This is a genomic window from Planococcus sp. MSAK28401 (assembly GCF_018283455.1).
Taxonomy (GTDB): Bacteria; Bacillota; Bacilli; order Bacillales_A; family Planococcaceae; genus Planococcus; species Planococcus alpniumensis.
This window is the reverse complement of the sequence record NZ_JAAMTH010000001.1, coordinates 1987407-2003877: the sequence shown is the minus strand read 5'-3', so window position 1 is coordinate 2003877 and position 16471 is coordinate 1987407. Positions and strand designations below refer to the sequence as shown.

At 48.2% G+C, this 16471-nt stretch carries 17 protein-coding genes and 1 riboswitch; of the genes, 15 read left to right on the top strand and 2 right to left on the bottom strand.

Going from position 1 to position 16471, the window contains the following annotated elements:
- The first annotated feature begins 58 nt into the window (after nucleotides 1-58).
- The 4 genes from deoB (at nucleotide 59) to G3255_RS10270 (ending at nucleotide 4496) form a co-directional block, all read left to right on the top strand.
- Nucleotides 59-1243, top strand: coding sequence for a phosphopentomutase (gene deoB, locus G3255_RS10285; RefSeq protein WP_211654386.1), 1185 nt, complete (start codon nucleotides 59-61; stop codon nucleotides 1241-1243).
- A 17-nt stretch (nucleotides 1244-1260) separates the two neighbouring features.
- The gene (locus G3255_RS10280; protein ID WP_211654385.1) at nucleotides 1261-2565 is read left to right on the top strand and encodes a pyrimidine-nucleoside phosphorylase; all 1305 of its coding nucleotides are present in this window, start codon (nucleotides 1261-1263) and stop codon (nucleotides 2563-2565) included.
- Between the two features lie 67 nt (nucleotides 2566-2632).
- The gene (lysA, locus tag G3255_RS10275) at nucleotides 2633-3955 is read left to right on the top strand and encodes a diaminopimelate decarboxylase (protein ID WP_211654384.1); all 1323 of its coding nucleotides are present in this window, start codon (nucleotides 2633-2635) and stop codon (nucleotides 3953-3955) included.
- Between the two features lie 181 nt (nucleotides 3956-4136).
- Complete coding sequence (locus G3255_RS10270; protein ID WP_058380529.1) at nucleotides 4137-4496, top strand: GNAT family N-acetyltransferase; 360 nt, start codon at nucleotides 4137-4139, stop codon at nucleotides 4494-4496.
- Nucleotides 4497-4499: 3 nt separating this feature from the next.
- Here G3255_RS10270 and G3255_RS10265 read toward each other — a convergent pair whose 3' ends face one another.
- Nucleotides 4500-5000, bottom strand: coding sequence for a DUF309 domain-containing protein (locus G3255_RS10265; protein WP_211654383.1), 501 nt, complete (start codon nucleotides 4998-5000; stop codon nucleotides 4500-4502).
- 62 nt (nucleotides 5001-5062) lie between these two features.
- Here G3255_RS10265 and G3255_RS10260 point away from each other — a divergent pair, with 62 nt between their 5' ends.
- The 11 genes from G3255_RS10260 to G3255_RS10210 all read left to right on the top strand — a co-directional run bounded on the left by G3255_RS10260 (nucleotide 5063) and on the right by G3255_RS10210 (nucleotide 16058).
- Nucleotides 5063-5833, top strand: a complete 771-nt coding sequence (locus G3255_RS10260) for a segregation/condensation protein A (protein ID WP_211654382.1) — start codon at nucleotides 5063-5065, stop codon at nucleotides 5831-5833.
- Nucleotides 5805-6395 (top strand): SMC-Scp complex subunit ScpB, encoded by a 591-nt coding sequence (gene scpB / locus G3255_RS10255; RefSeq protein WP_211654381.1) that lies wholly within the window; start codon nucleotides 5805-5807, stop codon nucleotides 6393-6395. Before G3255_RS10260 ends, scpB begins: the two co-directional genes overlap by 29 nt.
- Before the next feature lie 164 nt (nucleotides 6396-6559).
- The gene (locus G3255_RS10250; protein WP_211654380.1) at nucleotides 6560-7291 is read left to right on the top strand and encodes a pseudouridine synthase; all 732 of its coding nucleotides are present in this window, start codon (nucleotides 6560-6562) and stop codon (nucleotides 7289-7291) included.
- An 89-nt stretch (nucleotides 7292-7380) separates the two neighbouring features.
- Nucleotides 7381-7932: a thiol-disulfide oxidoreductase ResA gene (gene resA, locus G3255_RS10245; protein WP_211654379.1), complete on the top strand. Its 552-nt coding sequence runs from the start codon at nucleotides 7381-7383 to the stop codon at nucleotides 7930-7932.
- Between the two features lie 13 nt (nucleotides 7933-7945).
- The gene (locus G3255_RS10240) at nucleotides 7946-9598 is read left to right on the top strand and encodes a cytochrome c biogenesis ResB family protein (protein ID WP_211654378.1); all 1653 of its coding nucleotides are present in this window, start codon (nucleotides 7946-7948) and stop codon (nucleotides 9596-9598) included.
- Nucleotides 9595-10779 (top strand): c-type cytochrome biogenesis protein CcsB, encoded by a 1185-nt coding sequence (ccsB, locus tag G3255_RS10235; protein WP_211654377.1) that lies wholly within the window; start codon nucleotides 9595-9597, stop codon nucleotides 10777-10779. The genes G3255_RS10240 and ccsB overlap by 4 nt, the downstream gene beginning before the upstream one ends.
- A 103-nt stretch (nucleotides 10780-10882) precedes the next feature.
- The gene (locus G3255_RS10230; RefSeq protein WP_068485838.1) at nucleotides 10883-11599 is read left to right on the top strand and encodes a response regulator transcription factor; all 717 of its coding nucleotides are present in this window, start codon (nucleotides 10883-10885) and stop codon (nucleotides 11597-11599) included.
- Entirely contained in the window at nucleotides 11592-13370 is a 1779-nt protein-coding gene (locus tag G3255_RS10225) for an ATP-binding protein (RefSeq protein WP_211654376.1), read from the top strand. Before G3255_RS10230 ends, G3255_RS10225 begins: the two co-directional genes overlap by 8 nt.
- A gap of 46 nt (nucleotides 13371-13416) precedes the next feature.
- The gene (sigX, locus tag G3255_RS10220) at nucleotides 13417-13950 is read left to right on the top strand and encodes an RNA polymerase sigma factor SigX (RefSeq protein WP_442757077.1); all 534 of its coding nucleotides are present in this window, start codon (nucleotides 13417-13419) and stop codon (nucleotides 13948-13950) included.
- Complete coding sequence (locus G3255_RS10215; protein ID WP_211654374.1) at nucleotides 13940-15118, top strand: hypothetical protein; 1179 nt, start codon at nucleotides 13940-13942, stop codon at nucleotides 15116-15118. The genes sigX and G3255_RS10215 overlap by 11 nt, the downstream gene beginning before the upstream one ends.
- Nucleotides 15119-15195: 77 nt before the next feature.
- A riboswitch (FMN riboswitch) is annotated at nucleotides 15196-15331 on the top strand.
- Nucleotides 15332-15476: 145 nt separating this feature from the next.
- Complete coding sequence (locus tag G3255_RS10210) at nucleotides 15477-16058, top strand: ECF transporter S component (RefSeq protein ID WP_211654373.1); 582 nt, start codon at nucleotides 15477-15479, stop codon at nucleotides 16056-16058.
- 57 nt (nucleotides 16059-16115) lie between these two features.
- Here the strand turns inward: G3255_RS10210 and G3255_RS10205 are convergent, their stop codons facing one another.
- The gene (locus G3255_RS10205) at nucleotides 16116-16367 is read right to left on the bottom strand and encodes a ferredoxin (protein WP_211654372.1); all 252 of its coding nucleotides are present in this window, start codon (nucleotides 16365-16367) and stop codon (nucleotides 16116-16118) included.
- Between the last annotated feature and the right edge of the window lie 104 nt (nucleotides 16368-16471).

The following is a 16471-nucleotide window of genomic DNA, read 5'->3' as shown; positions in this document are numbered from 1 at the left end:
ACTTCCGACAAGGACTAGTTATATGATAGAATAAAAGGGCAAATAAGGAGGAACTTACATGACAATGAAACCGTTTACTCGCATACATTTAATCGTATTGGATTCTGTTGGCATCGGCGAAGCGCCAGACGCTGACGCTTTTGGAGACAAAGGGGCGGATACGCTCGGCAATATCGCGCAATCTGTCGGCGGACTTTCGATGCCGAATATGGAGAAGCTGGGCTTAGCGAACATCGTTCCGGTCAAAGGGCTTGAAGCGCAAGATGCGCCAGCTGCCCATTTTGGACGTCTAGAAGAAGCTTCTGTCGGAAAAGACACGATGACAGGACACTGGGAAATCATGGGACTTAACATCGATACACCGTTCAAAGTCTATCCAGAAGGTTTTCCGAAAGAACTAATCGATAAGCTTGAACAGGCGACAGGCCGAAAAATCATCGGCAATAAACCGGCGAGCGGTACTGAAATCCTCGACGAACTCGGCGAAGAACATATGGAGACTGGGGCATTGATTGTCTATACATCGGCTGATCCGGTTCTGCAAATTGCCGCACATGAAGAAGTGATCCCGCTGGATGAACTATACCGGATTTGTGAAACGGCGCGTGAATTGACCTTGGACCCGGAATTCTTGGTCGGACGCGTTATCGCGCGTCCATTCCTTGGCAAACCTGGCGCGTTTAAACGCACATCCAACCGCCACGATTATGCCTTGACGCCTTTTGACCGCACTGTCATGAACGAATTGCAGGATGCCGGCAAAGATGTCATCGCCATTGGTAAAATCAACGATATTTATAATGGCGCAGGCGTGACAGAAGCTGTGAGAACAACGGATAACGCGGACGGCATGGATAAGCTCGTGCAAGTGGTCGGCAAGGATTTCAACGGTTTGAGCTTTTTGAATCTGGTGGATTTTGACGCGCTCTTCGGCCATCGCAGAGACCCAGAAGGTTACGGAAAAGCGCTAGAAGCATTTGATGAACGCTTACCGGAAGTGCTGGAAGGCTTAAATGAAGATGACTTGTTGATTATTACGGCAGACCATGGAAACGACCCGACTTTCCCGGGAACCGACCATACACGTGAATACGTTCCGCTTCTCGCATTTTCTCCTCGTTTTAACGGGGGGGCCGATCTTGGGACAGGATCGACATTTGCGGACATCGGTGCGACTATTGCCGATAATTTCGCTTGCGAATTGCCGAAATTCGGCACAAGCTTTTTATCGAAACTAAACTGAAAAGGCGGTAATGATTTATGAGAATGGTGGACTTGATTGAAAAGAAACGGGACGGCCATGAGCTGTCCACAGAAGAAATCCGTTTTATCGTCTCTGGCTATACGAATGGCGAAATTGCCGATTATCAAATGAGCTCATTTTTAATGGCGGTGTTTTTCCAGGATATGAGTGAGCGTGAGCGGGCAGATTTGACGATGGCGATGGCTGAATCAGGAGATCAAATCGATTTGTCAGCCATTGAAGGCATCAAAGTGGATAAGCATTCAACAGGAGGCGTCGGCGATACAACGACGCTAGTCCTTGGGCCGCTTGTCGCAGCATGCGGCGTGCCAGTTGCAAAAATGAGCGGGCGTGGCCTCGGACACACCGGCGGGACAATTGACAAACTCGAAGCGATCGATGGTTTCCACGTCGAGCTGTCGACAAAAGATTTTATCCGTCAAGTCAACGAACACAAATTGGCGGTAATCGGCCAAAGCGGCAATTTGACGCCCGCCGATAAGAAAATGTATTCCTTGCGTGATGTAACGGCAACCGTTAACAGCATCCCGCTTATTGCAAGTTCGATTATGAGCAAAAAAATCGCAGCCGGCGCTGATGCCATCGTCCTTGATGTGAAAACAGGCGAAGGCGCATTCATGAAAACCGAAGAAGATGCCAAAAAACTGGCACATGCCATGGTTGGCATCGGCAATGCGACAGGGCGCAAAACAATGGCTATCATTTCAGACATGAGCCAGCCGCTAGGATTTGCAATCGGCAATGCGCTGGAAGTGAAAGAAGCGATTGAAACGCTGCAAGGAAAAGGGCCAGAAGATTTGACGGAGCTGTGTCTAGTGCTCGGCAGCCAAATGGTCGTTGTCGGTGGCAAAGCGGACACTTTGGAAGAGGCGCGTGCCATGTTAGAAGGTGTCATCAAAGACGGCTCAGCACTAGAAGCGTTCCGCCAATTGATCGAAGACCAGGGCGGTAACCCGGCTGTAGTGGATGACCTTAGCTTGTTGCCTCAAGCGAAATTTGTCACCGAACTTCCGGCGAAACAGGACGGCTATATTTCCTTTATGGAAGCAGATGAAATCGGGACAGCGGCCATGGTGCTTGGCGCAGGCCGTGCAACGAAGGATTCGGTCATCGATCTGTCGGTCGGTTTGATGCTCAACAAGAAAGTCGGCGATTTCGTTAAAAAAGGCGAAGCTTTGGCCACAATTTATTCCAATACACAGGACCTCGCGGAATGCCAGGAAATGTTATACAATAGTATCGAGTATTCAAACGAGCCGGTTGAAGCGATTCAACTCGTCTCTGCTTTGATCACCGATTAAACGAATCTTGCTGGGTCTAGGCTCAGCAAGATTTTTACTATACATAGCCCATTCAGGAGGAGTCGACATGCATCTATACGGGACACAATCAATCAACGAAAATGGCCATTTGACAATCGGGGGAGTAGACGCGGTAGATCTTGCAGCACAATACGGCACACCGCTTTTTGTCTATGACATCGCGCTATTCCGTGAACGCGCACAGGCATTCCAAAAAACATTCGAAAACGAACAAGTCGGCTATCAAGTCGCTTATGCCAGCAAAGCTTTCTCCGGCATCGCCATCTATCAAGTCGCAGCACAAGAAGGGCTGTCGCTCGATGTCGTGTCCGGCGGTGAACTTTACACGGCAATCCAAAGCGGATTCCCGAAAGAGAAAATCCATTTCCATGGTAATAATAAGAGCCAAGCGGAAATTGATATGGCTTTTGATGAAGAAATCGGCTGCATCGTCGTCGATAATTTCCATGAAATCGAGCTGCTGAAAAAAACAGCGGAACGGCGCCAACAGAAGATGAACATCTTGTTGCGCGTCACGCCAGGCATTGAAGCCCATACCCATGACTACATCACGACCGGCCAGGAAGACTCGAAATTCGGGTTTGATTTGAACAACGGCCAGGCAGACCGTGCTTTCAAGGAAACTTATGCACACGAACATCTCGAGTTGATCGGGCTCCATTGCCATATCGGGTCGCAAATTTTTGAAACCGCGGCATTCCAGATGGCTTCTGAAAAATTGCTATTGAAAATGGCGACATGGAAACAAGACCACTCCTACACATGCAGTGTATTGAATCTAGGCGGCGGCTTCGGCATCCGCTATACGGAAGAAGACGCTCCGCTTGAGCCTGCCGTGTATGTGAAAGACATGATCCGCACGGTCAAAATCGCATCCGAAGAGGCCGGGTTCCCGGTGCCGGAAATTTGGATCGAGCCGGGCCGTTCATTGATCGGTGACGCTGGCACGACGCTCTATACGATCGGATCGACAAAAGACGTGCCCGACACCCGCCGCTATGCAGCGGTCGACGGCGGCATGTCCGATAATATCCGCCCTGCTCTGTATGGGGCGAAATACAGCTCCTTGCTTGCCAATCGTGCTCAAGAACAGGCGGGACAAGTTTATACAATTGCCGGGAAATGCTGTGAATCCGGCGATAAGCTCATCGAAGAAGCCCAGTTGCCGGAAGTTTTTGCCGGCGACATCCTAGCTGTTTTCTGTACCGGTGCATATGGCTATTCCATGGCGAGCAATTACAATCGGATCACCCGGCCGGCAGTCGTTTTTGCAGAAGGCGGCAAGCATCAGATCGTTATTCGGCGGGAAAGTTTTGAAGACTTGGTGAAGAATGAAGTGGGTTATATGCAAGAGGAGGCTAAGCGTTGAGAAAGCAGAACATTATGCTGTTCCTGTTCGTCCTGTTGATGGCGTTCGCCTGGGGCATCGCCTACTGGCTATTCTTTGCAGACAATCTCACAGGCGGCTAATCCTGCGTAAACTTGAGTTATTGGGGAGTTTATAGTAGTATGGGTAAAGCTGCTTTTAAGATGAAAATGAGGGATCAATTATGTTATACAGATACAAAAAATCATTTGAAAAGATCGCCATGGGCTTATTGTCGTTCATGCCCAAAGAACGCGAACTGAAAAAGCTGCAGCAGACCATGCACATCTATGAAGAAAACCCAGAATGGCAATTGTTCCTATGGAAAAAAGAGGACGATTTTGTGGGGTTGTTAGGTGTGGAAGTCGCAGATGATCATTACACCATCCATCACGTGTCGGTGAATCCATCCCATCGGGGCGACGGGATCGGACATCAGATGATTGATAAGATTCAAGACATGATGCAGCACCGGGAAATGCGCGCTACAGATGAAACCGAAGCTTTCCTGAATAAATGCCCAGTAAAAAAAGGCGGCCTTTAATTCTTAAAGGTTCCGCCTTTTTTTCTGTTGCCGGAGCGCAATGATTTCCGACCGGTCACGCAACCGGTGCTTGTGCATCAAATAATGCTCATCGTGTGCAGGGGCCAAGTATTGGTGCTTCCTTTCTTCGATTGCCTGGACAAGCTCGCCTGGCACAAGGGGCAGGTCGCGGTGCTCGAATGGCTCGCGGTCTGTGACTCCCTGTATCGATTCGGTAAGGAGCCGTGTCAATTGCTGCTGGTCGAAGCCCTCGGTCCAAATGCCTGCTTCAGTGAGTTTCGGTTTGGCCCGTATAAGTGAGCGTAGTGCTCCGGGATAATTGCTGCGGCGCCAATGGTACATGCCGACCGCCAATTGGATCCACCCGGTCAGTGGATGCGTTTTGTCTTTCGGGGCGATTTGTTTCCAATACTCTTCGCCGACTTCATGGCATTCGAAATAATCTTTTTCATCATTGAAGTGGATGATGTACTGAAGGAATAAAGGATGGTTAAGCGGATGCATTTCAATCTCCTTTCTTCTATAATCAAGTATAGTAGGAATATGAACAGTCAGGTGGTAGTCACATGTCTTATAAAGTGAAAGTGGACGCCTTTGAAGGCCCGCTTGATTTATTATTGCATTTAATTCATCGTTTGGAAATCGATATTTACGATATACCCGTTTCTCAAATCACTACACAGTATATGGAGCATATCCGTGCAATGCAAGTGCTCGAACTTAATGAGGCGAGTGAATACTTGGTGATGGCGGCGACTTTGCTGGCGATTAAGAGCAAGACGCTGCTGCCGGTGCATGAAGGGGAAATCGATGAAGTCGATTATGAATTCGATGATGAAGATCCCCGCGACGAATTGGTGTCGCGGCTGATTGAGTACAAAAAATACAAAGAAGCGGCTGGTGAACTGAAGAAACTGGAGAATGAACGGGCAGTGCTTTATTCAAAAGCGCCTGCGGATTTGTCGGAACTCCAGCAGCCCGATGCCATGGAGTGTGATGCCAATGCCTATGATATGCTCGGGGCATTCCAGAAGATGCTGCGCCGAAAGCAATTGAGGGCGCCGCTTTCGACGCGTGTCGCACGCCAGGAAGTATCCATCAAAGAACAGATGGGCTCGATGGTCGCACGGCTAAAATCTTTTAAAGGGCGGGCTAATTTTTCCGAACTTTTCCCGTCTGATGACCAGGCGGTGCTCGTCGTATCGTTTTTGTCCTTGCTCGAGTTGATGAAGCGGCAAGTAATTGCGGTCGAACAGCAAAAGAATTTCACCGAATTGTCGGTGGAACTGAGAAAGGAAACGTGGCAAGATGAAGAAGAACCTTTTAGGCCAAATTGAAGCATTGCTTTTTGTCACAGGAGACGATGGCTTGAGTTTCAGCCAATTGCAGTTTTTGACGGAAGCTGATGCAGAACAAGTGGAGCAGGCGCTTTTGGAGCTAAAAACACGCTACAGTGAGGATGCTTTTGGCGTGACGCTAAAAGAATTGGCAGGCGTGTATCAATTGGTAACCAAGCCGGAAATGGCGGAAACCATTCAGAAGCTGGTTGAAAACCCGACTCCACAATCGTTGTCGCAGGCTTCGCTTGAAGTCCTGGCAATCGTAGCTTATAAACAACCGATTACCCGGGTCGAGCTGGAGGATTTACGCGGCGTGAAGAGCGAAAAAGCGCTGGCGACGCTCGCAGCCAAGGGCTTGATCCAGGAATGTGGGCGTGCTGAAGGAACGGGCCGTGCCATCTTGTATGGCACAACCGACGAATTTCTCAATTATTTCGGCTTGAAAAATTTAGAGGAATTGCCTCCGTTGCCTGAAGAAATGACACAAGAACCGGAAGAAGACACTGATCTCTTCATGACAAAATTTCAAGAAGCATTCAAAGAAGAAGTAAATGCATAGGAGCTTACTGGGAAGACTGGGACGCATTAACAGTCTTCTTTTCTTTTGAGCGATGCGCTTTCTCTTTGGCTGGAATTATGCCATAATTCCGGTTAGAAAGACCGCGAAGAACGTGAGTCGGCTGCCTATGCAGCCGGTATTTAATTAGATGGGGTGAACTGGAAATGGAAAGATTGCAAAAAGTGATGGCGCATGCAGGAATTGCATCTAGGCGCAAAGCAGAACAAATGATTTTAGATGGTAAAGTAAAAGTTAATGGAAAAACTGTAAAAGAATTGGGTGTCAAAGTGACACCGTCCGATAAAATCGAAGTCGAAGGCGTCCAAATGGAAAAAGAACGCAAAGTTTACTTTTTACTATACAAGCCGCGCGGCGTCATATCGGCAGTGTCCGATGATAAGAACCGCAAAGTCGTAACGGATTTCTTCCCGAACGTCGAGGAACGCATCTATCCTGTCGGCCGTCTCGATTACGACACCTCAGGATTATTGTTATTAACGAATGATGGTGAATTCGCCAATAGCCTGACACATCCGAAATTCGAGATTGATAAGACCTATGTCGCGCGCTTAAAAGGCATTCCAACCAAGGAAGATCTCCAGAAACTTGAACGCGGCATCAAATTGGAAGACGGCATGACAGCACCGGCAAAAGTGAAATTATTGTCAGCCGACACGAAAGCGGCAAAAGCGATTGTCCAAATTACAATCCATGAAGGACGCAACCGCCAAGTCCGCCGCATGTTCGAGGCGATCGGCTTCCCGGTACAGAAGCTAAGCCGTGAACAATTCGCATTTTTGACATTGCATAGCTTGAACGCTGGGGAATCGAGAGAGCTCAGCCCCCATGAAGTGAAGCAGCTGCGTGTGCTTGCAGATACCGGCAAACGCCGCTAACGTTCACAAACCCTTCAAAACTGTGGGCAGGCGCTCATTGAAACTTTGCTATAATTGATGTGCATCCAATCCTTCGAAGGAGGATCTTTATGAGTACGGAGAAAAAAAGAAACAAAAAGAAAAACCGGACGATCATGCGGTCCGTTATTTTACTGCTATTGGTCGCGGCCATTGGTTATACGATCTACAATAGTGTGACGGCCGATGAAGTGGAAGTGCTGAAAGTGGGAGATCCGGCACCGGATTTTACGCTGACGGATCTTGACGGTGAAACGCATAAGCTGTCCGATTATAAAGGGCAGGGCGTGTTCCTTAATTTCTGGGGCACATGGTGTGAACCGTGCATCAAGGAAATGCCCGCGATGGCCAACCAGTACGAAGTATATGAAGATCAAGGCGTCCAAGTCCTTGCGGTGAATATTGCGCAATCGAATTTTGAAGTAGAGACGTTTGCCCGTCAATACGGACTTAACTTCCCGATTGTCATCGACCGTGATAAAAGCGTCATGACTGCATATAATATCCGCCCGCTTCCAACGACCATGCTGGTGAATCCGCAAGGCGAAATCCAGCGCATCGTAACCGGTGAAATGACAGAGCAGGATATCGCAGGTTTTATGGAAGAAATCAAACCTGAATAAGGAGATTTTTGGGATGGACAAATTGATTTGCAAATGCGGCCATGAAAACCCGCCAGGAACGGTTCTCTGTGAATCGTGCGGCCGGCCGCTCAATGAACAGGAACAAAACAAACAATTGGCGGACATGCGCTATGAAGGAACGGCAAGACGTTCCCAAACCTATAACAAGTCGATCATCGACAAAATTTGGAATTTCTTTTCCAGCGTTAAAGTTGGCGTCGGAATCATTATCGTTTTATTGATCGCTGCTGCCCTCGGCACGATCCTGCCACAGAAACAATACGTGCCGGCAACGACAGAAGCGGATATCGAAGCTTATTACACTGATATCTATGGAAGTGTCGGGACTGTATATCATGCGCTTGGCTTCCATGATTTATACAATTCCTTCTGGTTTATCGGGTTGGTCGGCATGCTTGCGATCTCGTTGATCATTGCGAGCCTAGACCGGTTTGTGCCGCTCTATAGATCTTTGAAGAACCAGCGCGTGCTGCGCCATTCCAGCTTTATGCGCAAACAGCGTATTTTGGCGGAAGGGCCGGGAGACCCGGATACCTTAAAAAAAGCTGAAGAAAAACTGGCCGATTTGAAATATAAGGTGTCGACCGATAAAAATGGCTTGCTTGCTGAAAAAGGCCGTTTTTCGCGGTGGGGCCCTTATGTCAACCATATTGGTCTGATTATCTTCCTATTCGGCGTCATGTTGCGCATGATGCCCGGTTTTTATGTAGATGAAACACTGTGGATCCGTGAAGGCGAAACGCGTGCAATTCCCGATGCCCCTGGCTATGTGTTAGAAAGCAAAGGCTTTACTTTGGAAACTTACACAGGTGAAGGCGAGGAAGAAAAGTTCGGTGAAGCGATCGACCGCGTCGGAACGGTAGCGAAAAACTACCAGACGGATGTCGTTCTCTACAAAATTCCTGAAGGTGCATTGCCCGGCGATACAGCGGATATGGAAATGGTGGAAGAACACGCCATCCGCGTCAACCAGCCGTTCAAATTCGACGGCTACGCTTTGTATCAGATGGATTTCCAACAAGATGAGCTGAAAACGATGAGTTTTGCGCTTCAGAATAAGGAAACAGGTGAAAGCCGAGGAGAGTTAACGATCGATTTGGTGAATCCTGAAACCAATTATGAGCTCGAAGACGGCTCTGTTGTGGAATTGCTTGGTTATTATCCTGATTTCTCCGGTTTTGAAAACGGTGAACCGCAAACAGCGACACCGCTGCCGAAAAACCCGGGCTTCCTCGTGAAAATGACGACGCCCGATACACCGGACGGTGAAACTAGTTTTATTACCATTCAGAACACAGTTGAACCATTGGGCGATAACGACTATAAGCTTGCCTTCCAAGGAGTCGAGACGCGGGATGCATCCGGCTTGACGGTTCGCAAAGACCGCACTTTGCCGATTCTCGGGCTCGGCGGCTTAATCTTCATGATCGGCGTCGCGCAAGGAATGTACTTCAACCACCGCCGCTTCTGGATCCAGCAGCAGGCGGATGGCAGCATTTTACTTGCGGGCCATACGAACAAAAACTGGTTCGGTCTGAAAAAAGATCTGGACCAGGTGACTGAACACGCTTCTCTTCCGGCATATCGCGACCAACAGGAAGACATGGAAGCACAGGAGAAAAGGGAAGGTGAACAATTGACATGACATTAGCCGATATCAGTTCCAATCTATTATTCGTAGCCTTCATCGCCTACCTGATCGCAACATTCGTATTCGGTGGGGCTGTAAAAGGCAATAAAAAAGGCACCTACAGATCTGAACAGCGCTGGGGTAAAGTTGCTATCACCATCACGGTCATCGGCTTTATTGCGCAATTAGGATATTTCATCACGCGGTGGATGGTCACAGGCCATGCACCGATCAGTAATATGTTCGAATTCACGACAGCATTCGGAATGACGCTTGTCGGCGGATTCATCATTCTTTATGCGTTGTATAAAACAGCAGTACTCGGGATGGTCGTTTTGCCGATCGCGTTATTGATCATCGCTTACGCAAGCATGTTCCCGAGTGAAGTGAGCCCGTTGATCCCGGCTCTTCAGACAAACTGGCTGGCGATTCACGTGATCACGGTCGTCATCGCAGAAGGGATTCTCGCGATCAGTGCGGCAGCTGGGTTGATTTATTTGCTCAAAGTCGTCGACCAAAAGAAAAAGTCGAAGCAGCGCTTTTGGCTTGAGGCTATCATGTATTCACTCGTCTTGGTCCTGGGCTTTGTTGTGACCAGCACATTCTTTACCTTGACGAATTATGAAGCGGATTTCGCTTATGTCAATAAAGACGGGCAGCCTTCAGAAATTACTTACAATATGCCGGCGATTTTCGGGATGAACGAATTCGAGCCAATGACAGACGGCGCGTTTACGCCGTTATTGGAAATGCCGCCGATTGTCCATGCCGGGAAATTGACGACTGTACTTTGGTCGGTCGCGGTCGGGACGGTGCTTTACGCATTGATCCGGCTCATCTTCCGCAAACGCATTTCCGAAATGCTGCAGCCATTTACGAAGAACGTCAATCTGCAGCTGATGGATGAGATCAATTACCGTTCGATCATCATCGGCTTCCCGATTTTTTCACTCGGGGCGTTGATCTTTGCCATGATCTGGGCGCAAATCGCCTGGTCGCGCTTCTGGGGCTGGGACCCGAAAGAAGTGTGGGCACTCGTTACATTCTTGTTTTACGCAGCGTATTTGCACTTGCGGCTTGGCAGAGGCTGGGCAGGCGAAAAGTCTGCTTGGCTCGCAGTCATCGGTTTTGTCATCATCATGTTCAACTTGGTGGCAGTTAACTTGATTATTGCCGGACTGCATTCATACGCTTGACGACAAAAAGCCTTTTCCTTCCATAGGAAAAGGCTTTTCGTTTATTTTTGGGACCCTTATCGGTACAATGAAAGTTATAGAGATGAAAGTTGGAGGGATTAGGATGTCTGAAGAAATTACAATTCTTGTAGTGGATGATGAAGAAAGAATCCGCCGCCTGTTGAAAATGTATCTCGAACGTGAAGGATATATGGTGGAAGAAGCCGAAAACGGCGTGGAAGCATTGGAAAAAGCGATGGAGACGGATTACCATTGCATCCTGCTTGATCTCATGATGCCGGAAAAAGATGGCATCGAAGTGGCAACCGAACTTCGAGAGACGAAAATGACGCCGATCATCATGCTGACGGCCAAAGGGGAGGAAGCAAACCGCGTAGAAGGGTTTGAATCCGGAGCGGATGATTATATCGTCAAGCCGTTCAGCCCGCGGGAAGTCGTGCTGCGCGTAAAAGCGATTTTGCGCCGGTCGTCTGCTTATTCGCCTTCTACAAGTTCGACTGTGTCTAAAGACTTGGTCGTCTTTCCGCATCTTACGATCGACCACGATGCACACCGCGTGACAGCGGACGGGGTTGAAGTGAATTTGACACCAAAAGAGTATGAACTTTTATATTTCTTGGCAAAATCTCCGGATAAAGTGTTCGACCGGGAGCATTTGCTCAAAGAAGTATGGCATTATGACTTTTTCGGCGATTTGCGTACCGTGGACACTCATGTCAAACGCTTGCGTGAAAAATTGAACCGCGTTTCCGAATCCGCTGCTAAAATGATCGTCACCGTATGGGGTGTCGGATACAAATTCGAGGTTGGCAATGAATAGAATATGGAATAGCATCGTCGGGAAGCTGTGGGTAACCATTTTGCTTCTCGTTTCCTTTGTCCTGTTTATTGTGACGGTGCTGCTATTGGAGTTTCTCGGGAATTTCCATAGCGAAACAGTGGAAGAATCCCTTCATAACGAAGCCAATATGATCGCGAGAATCTTCAATGATCATGGCAATGAAGACAATTTGTCTATTGTTGACGAGGTGTTAGGGCCTGAAACCAATGCGGTCATCGCTGAAGAACCAGGGGAAATTTCCTATTATTTGCATGATGGCTTGAATGGCGAAGAGATTAGGGAAAAGATTGTCAGCGAAAACGAATTTCAAACAGTGTTCGAAAGCGATGAAACCGTGACGAAGGAAATGCTCTTGCCGTCTTTATCGGAAGCAGACCGCATGGAATCGTATATCGTCATGGCTTCGCCCCTTCAAACCAGCGATGAGCTTCACGGGACGGTTTTCATTTACCAATCATTGGAAGTGATGGACCGCACGGCTGAAAGAACGACCAATATCGTTTTCCTCTCAGCATTTATCGCGTTATTGCTGACGACGTTTTTCGCATTTTTCCTATCCACCCGCATCACTTCCCCGCTGCGCAATATGCGCGAAGGGGCATTTGAGTTGGCGAAAGGGAATTTCGATACAAAAGTGAAAGTATCGTCTGGAGATGAAATTGGCCAATTGGCGATTGCCTTTAACCAGATGGGACGCCAATTAAAACATCACTTGGAAGTGATCAATCAGGAAAAAGAGCAATTATCGAGCATCTTGACTTCGATGGCGGATGCCGTAATCACATTCAACCAGGATAAGACAATCCTGTTGAGCAATCCGCCGGCAGAGAAGCTGCTGCAGCAATGGCTCTTCAAAGACGGCACGACCGATGCCAATGCGTTGCCATCGGAAATGCTGCATATGCTCGACCACGTCCTGACATTCCAGGAGGAAATCGAGGAAGAGCTTGAAATCGAAGGCGCTTACTATGCGGTTAATTTCAGCCCGCTTTACAGCGGCGAAAGCATTCGCGGGGCAGTGGCTGTGCTCCATAATATGACGGAACAGCACCGCCTTGAGAAGCTGCGCGAAGATTTCATTGCCAATGTATCTCATGAATTGCGGACGCCGATTGCCATGCTCCAGGGCTATAGCGAAGCCTTACTCGATGACGTTGGCGCAAGCGAAGAAGAACGCAACGAAATGACCAAAATTATCTATGAAGAATCCCAGCGCATGGGACGTCTCGTCACGGACCTATTGAACTTGGCACGATTGGAATCAGGCCATATGCGCCTCTACAAAGAATTGGTGCAGTTCAATAATGCCCTCGAGCGGATGAGCTTGAAATTCAGCCAAGCTGCGAAAGAGAAAGGCATCGAACTAAGCTTCACGACAGAACTCGACGACTGGGCGGCAGCCGAACTGGATGAAGACCGCATCGAACAGGTCATGACGAATTTGATCGATAATGCACTTCGCCATACTCCGCAGGGAGGGCAAGTGCAAGTGCATGTCGAAAATATGGGAGACTACGCAAAAGTTTCGATCAACGATACAGGCGCTGGAATTACAGAAAAAGACTTGGAGTTCGTCTTTGAGCGCTTCTATAAAGCCGATAAGGCAAGAACGCTCGGCAAAGGCGGCACAGGTCTCGGCCTCGCGATTGCCAGCAATATCATCAAAGCGCATTCAGGCGAAATCCGCGCCGAAAGCAAATTTGGCGAAGGCACTTCGTTTATCTTCACATTGCCGCTGAAGGCGATGTAACTTTTCTGTTGTCGTGACGACTAATCCAAGGAACGGGGGGAGTTGCGTGAATGACTCCGTGTTTCATCGGCTGTACGATCAATATCATCAAGATGTCTTTCAGTTTTTGGTGTATTTAGTGAAGGACCGGCATGTGGCAGAAGATCTGATGCATGAAGTTTATGTGAGGGTGTTGCGCGCTTACGACCGGTTCCAAGGAAAGAGTTCAGAAAAGACCTGGCTCTTTTCAATCGCCAAAAATGTCGCCATCGATCATTTTCGCAAGACGGCAGTGAGGAAAAAGCATTCGATGGATTTTTTTGACTGGGAAACCCAGCAATTGGTATCAACTGAACGAATACCTGAAGAAGTTTCATTGCTCAATGAAGACAAGGTCCGCTTGTACCGAATGCTCGATTTGTGTACAGGTGATCAGAAACTGGTCATCATTATGCGTTATTTCCAAGATCTCTCCATTGCGGAAACTGCTGAAGTCCTGGAGTGGTCGGAAGGCAAAGTCAAAACGACACAGCACCGGGCAATCCGGTCCCTCCGCCAAAAACTACTAGAAGCAGAAGGGGGAGGAGAATATGCCGAATGACAAATGGAACGATGAAGAAATCGAAAATTTGTTGCGCGATTTCCCCAAAATACAAGACAAGCGCCCCAAAGCCGAAGTGTATAAAAAGCTTTCCCATAAAGAACAAACTCCAAGGCAGCCAAAGCGCTGGCTGCCGCTGCTGGTTGCTATCGTCGCATTCCTGAGCATCTCGGTGCTCGTAGCCTCATTGCTGCAGCAGAATGGCACCGACTCTAGCAGCAGTGAGACTGAAAGCAGGGACGCGGAGTCGACGATGGCGACAGATGAAGCTCAGACGGAACAGGCTGAACAAGCGCAAGGAGATAATCAAGAGCCTAACGAGGCAGTAAGTTTGGCTCCGGAAGACCCGCAAATACAGCGGAGCGCAGTTTATGAAAGCGAACTGGAAGATGCACATGTGTTGCGCATTGGGCTTGCTTATCACGGTTATGTTGTGCCGGTCAGTTTCGTCATTCCAACACAACTGACCGATATGGCAGAGCCAACTGCGCTCGAGTTATATGAAACATTCTCCGGGCAAATCGATGAATCCGGGTTGGGTTTTGATGACTATCATCCATATGAAGGCGAGCTCCAGCAAAACGGATCGACCATCAGCCATTTCCTTCCGAATAGCCAAACCTACGATCAAGGTTCAGCTTCCACTTCGCTGTATCTTTACAGCCTGGAGGAAACGTTCATGAATCAACAAGAGATTCGCGTCTTGAATGAAGCTGGCGAGGCGGCGCAATTATCCCATATGGGCACAGTGGAACCACTCGTTCCGGGCGAAAAGGGGCAAAGTTTTTATTTGCTAGAATCGTCTGCAGGTGAAGCTTATTTGGCGCCGGCTTACGGCATGTCGCCTGGGAATGTAAAAGATGCGCTACTGGCGCTTCAGCAATCACCGAATGACGATTACCGTTCGCCGGTTCCTGAAGGGGTCAGCTACCGCGTCGAAGTGGACGGGGCAAACGCCGACTTGATATTTGAAGAGCAATTGGATTTGGAGACACTGGATAAAGCGGCGGCGATGCAGATGATCGAAAGCATGGCGCTCACGGCAGAATCATATGGTTCATCGCTGGCGATATCCAATACTATCCAATCGGAATGGGCAGGCTTCGATTTCTCTAAAGAACTGGAACTGCCAGTTTCGCCCAACCGCATTGACTGGCCAGAAAAATAAAAAAGACCGCAATGTAAGCAGTATGGTTTACATTGCGGTCTTTTTTTTATAAGATTAACTTGTATAAAAAAATATCGATTCATCTTCGGGGCAGGGTGCAATTCCCTACCGGCGGTAATTGGACATCATGGTCCATCAGCCCGCGAGCCGTAAAAAGCAGGATTTGGTGAGATTCCAAAGCCGACAGTATAGTCTGGATGGGAGAAGGTGAAGGTGCGGACGCATGCCGTTTTTTAACAACGGACCGTTTATTCAGTGTGCCTGACTCTCCCTTAAGCGACTCTTGCTTAAGGGATTTTTTAGGGCAGCATGCGCTCCGAACCTTTCTTCTGGTGAATCACGACAAGGAGAGAGGAACATGAAGAACAAGAAATTGCAATCGATGATCGTCATCGGGATGTTGAGCAGCATCTCATTTGTGTTGATGCTATTCAATTTTCCGCTGCCGGCGTTGCCAGCATTTTTGAAAGTGGATTTTAGTGACGTGCCAGCGTTGATCGCTGCGATCACGATGGGGCCAGTAGCTGGCGTCTTGGTAGCATTCTTTAAAAACGTATTGGACTGGATTTTTTCAGGGAGCCCGACTGGCGTGCCTGTAGGGCATATGGCGAATTTTGCGACGAGCCTATTGTTCATTTTGCCGGTCTATGCCATTTACCGTAAAGTTTCCACAAAAAAAGGAATCGCATTCGGGTTAATCATCGGTACATTGACGATGGCAATTGGCATGAGTTTGCTGAATTATTTCGTGTTCTTACCGATGTATACGTATTTCCTGAATATGCCTGAACAGACCGGAAACGCATTCTACACGACCATTGTTCTCGGAATCTTGCCTTTTAACTTGATCAAAGGCTTGGCGCTTACGACCGTCGTCTTGTTGATCTTCGGCAGCATGCATACATGGATAGAAAAACAACGTTCCTATTACTTATCATAAAAAGAAGCGGCTGGAAGATAATTCTTCCGGCCGCTTTTTCTATTGACTATGTTTTGATCAGTCTTCGTATTTAAGTGGATCTCCTTCAAATGGCTTATCTGCAACTTTAATGGAATCGGTCGGGCATCCTTCAAATGCGTCCTCCATATCCTCCATCAGCTCATCTGGCACTTGTTCAGTCCCCGTGTTATCATCAAGAATAACAAAGGCGATGCCCTCATCATCATAATCGTAAATGTCTGGTGCTGCCGCTCCGCAAGCTCCGCATGCGATACACGTATCTTTATCAACAATGGTATATTTAGCCATTCCAGTTCCTCTCCTTTATCTCCGAACAAGTTCAGTTATACTATCGTGTTTATTCTATAGATATTTCGTGATTTTTTCAACCCAAAACCGCCAGGAGGGTAATT

What these genes read in the sequence shown, in the direction of transcription:
- deoB (WP_211654386.1), top strand. Translation starts at nt 59, where the DNA reads ATGACAATGAAACCGTTTACTCGCATACATTTAATCGTATTGGATTCT.
- G3255_RS10280 (WP_211654385.1), top strand. Translation starts at nt 1,261, where the DNA reads ATGAGAATGGTGGACTTGATTGAAAAGAAACGGGACGGCCATGAGCTG.
- lysA (WP_211654384.1), top strand. Translation starts at nt 2,633, where the DNA reads ATGCATCTATACGGGACACAATCAATCAACGAAAATGGCCATTTGACA.
- G3255_RS10270 (WP_058380529.1), top strand. Translation starts at nt 4,137, where the DNA reads ATGTTATACAGATACAAAAAATCATTTGAAAAGATCGCCATGGGCTTA.
- G3255_RS10265 (WP_211654383.1), bottom strand. Translation starts at nt 5,000, where the DNA reads ATGCATCCGCTTAACCATCCTTTATTCCTTCAGTACATCATCCACTTC.
- G3255_RS10260 (WP_211654382.1), top strand. Translation starts at nt 5,063, where the DNA reads ATGTCTTATAAAGTGAAAGTGGACGCCTTTGAAGGCCCGCTTGATTTA.
- scpB (WP_211654381.1), top strand. Translation starts at nt 5,805, where the DNA reads ATGAAGAAGAACCTTTTAGGCCAAATTGAAGCATTGCTTTTTGTCACA.
- G3255_RS10250 (WP_211654380.1), top strand. Translation starts at nt 6,560, where the DNA reads ATGGAAAGATTGCAAAAAGTGATGGCGCATGCAGGAATTGCATCTAGG.
- resA (WP_211654379.1), top strand. Translation starts at nt 7,381, where the DNA reads ATGAGTACGGAGAAAAAAAGAAACAAAAAGAAAAACCGGACGATCATG.
- G3255_RS10240 (WP_211654378.1), top strand. Translation starts at nt 7,946, where the DNA reads ATGGACAAATTGATTTGCAAATGCGGCCATGAAAACCCGCCAGGAACG.
- ccsB (WP_211654377.1), top strand. Translation starts at nt 9,595, where the DNA reads ATGACATTAGCCGATATCAGTTCCAATCTATTATTCGTAGCCTTCATC.
- G3255_RS10230 (WP_068485838.1), top strand. Translation starts at nt 10,883, where the DNA reads ATGTCTGAAGAAATTACAATTCTTGTAGTGGATGATGAAGAAAGAATC.
- G3255_RS10225 (WP_211654376.1), top strand. Translation starts at nt 11,592, where the DNA reads ATGAATAGAATATGGAATAGCATCGTCGGGAAGCTGTGGGTAACCATT.
- G3255_RS10215 (WP_211654374.1), top strand. Translation starts at nt 13,940, where the DNA reads ATGCCGAATGACAAATGGAACGATGAAGAAATCGAAAATTTGTTGCGC.
- G3255_RS10210 (WP_211654373.1), top strand. Translation starts at nt 15,477, where the DNA reads ATGAAGAACAAGAAATTGCAATCGATGATCGTCATCGGGATGTTGAGC.
- G3255_RS10205 (WP_211654372.1), bottom strand. Translation starts at nt 16,367, where the DNA reads ATGGCTAAATATACCATTGTTGATAAAGATACGTGTATCGCATGCGGA.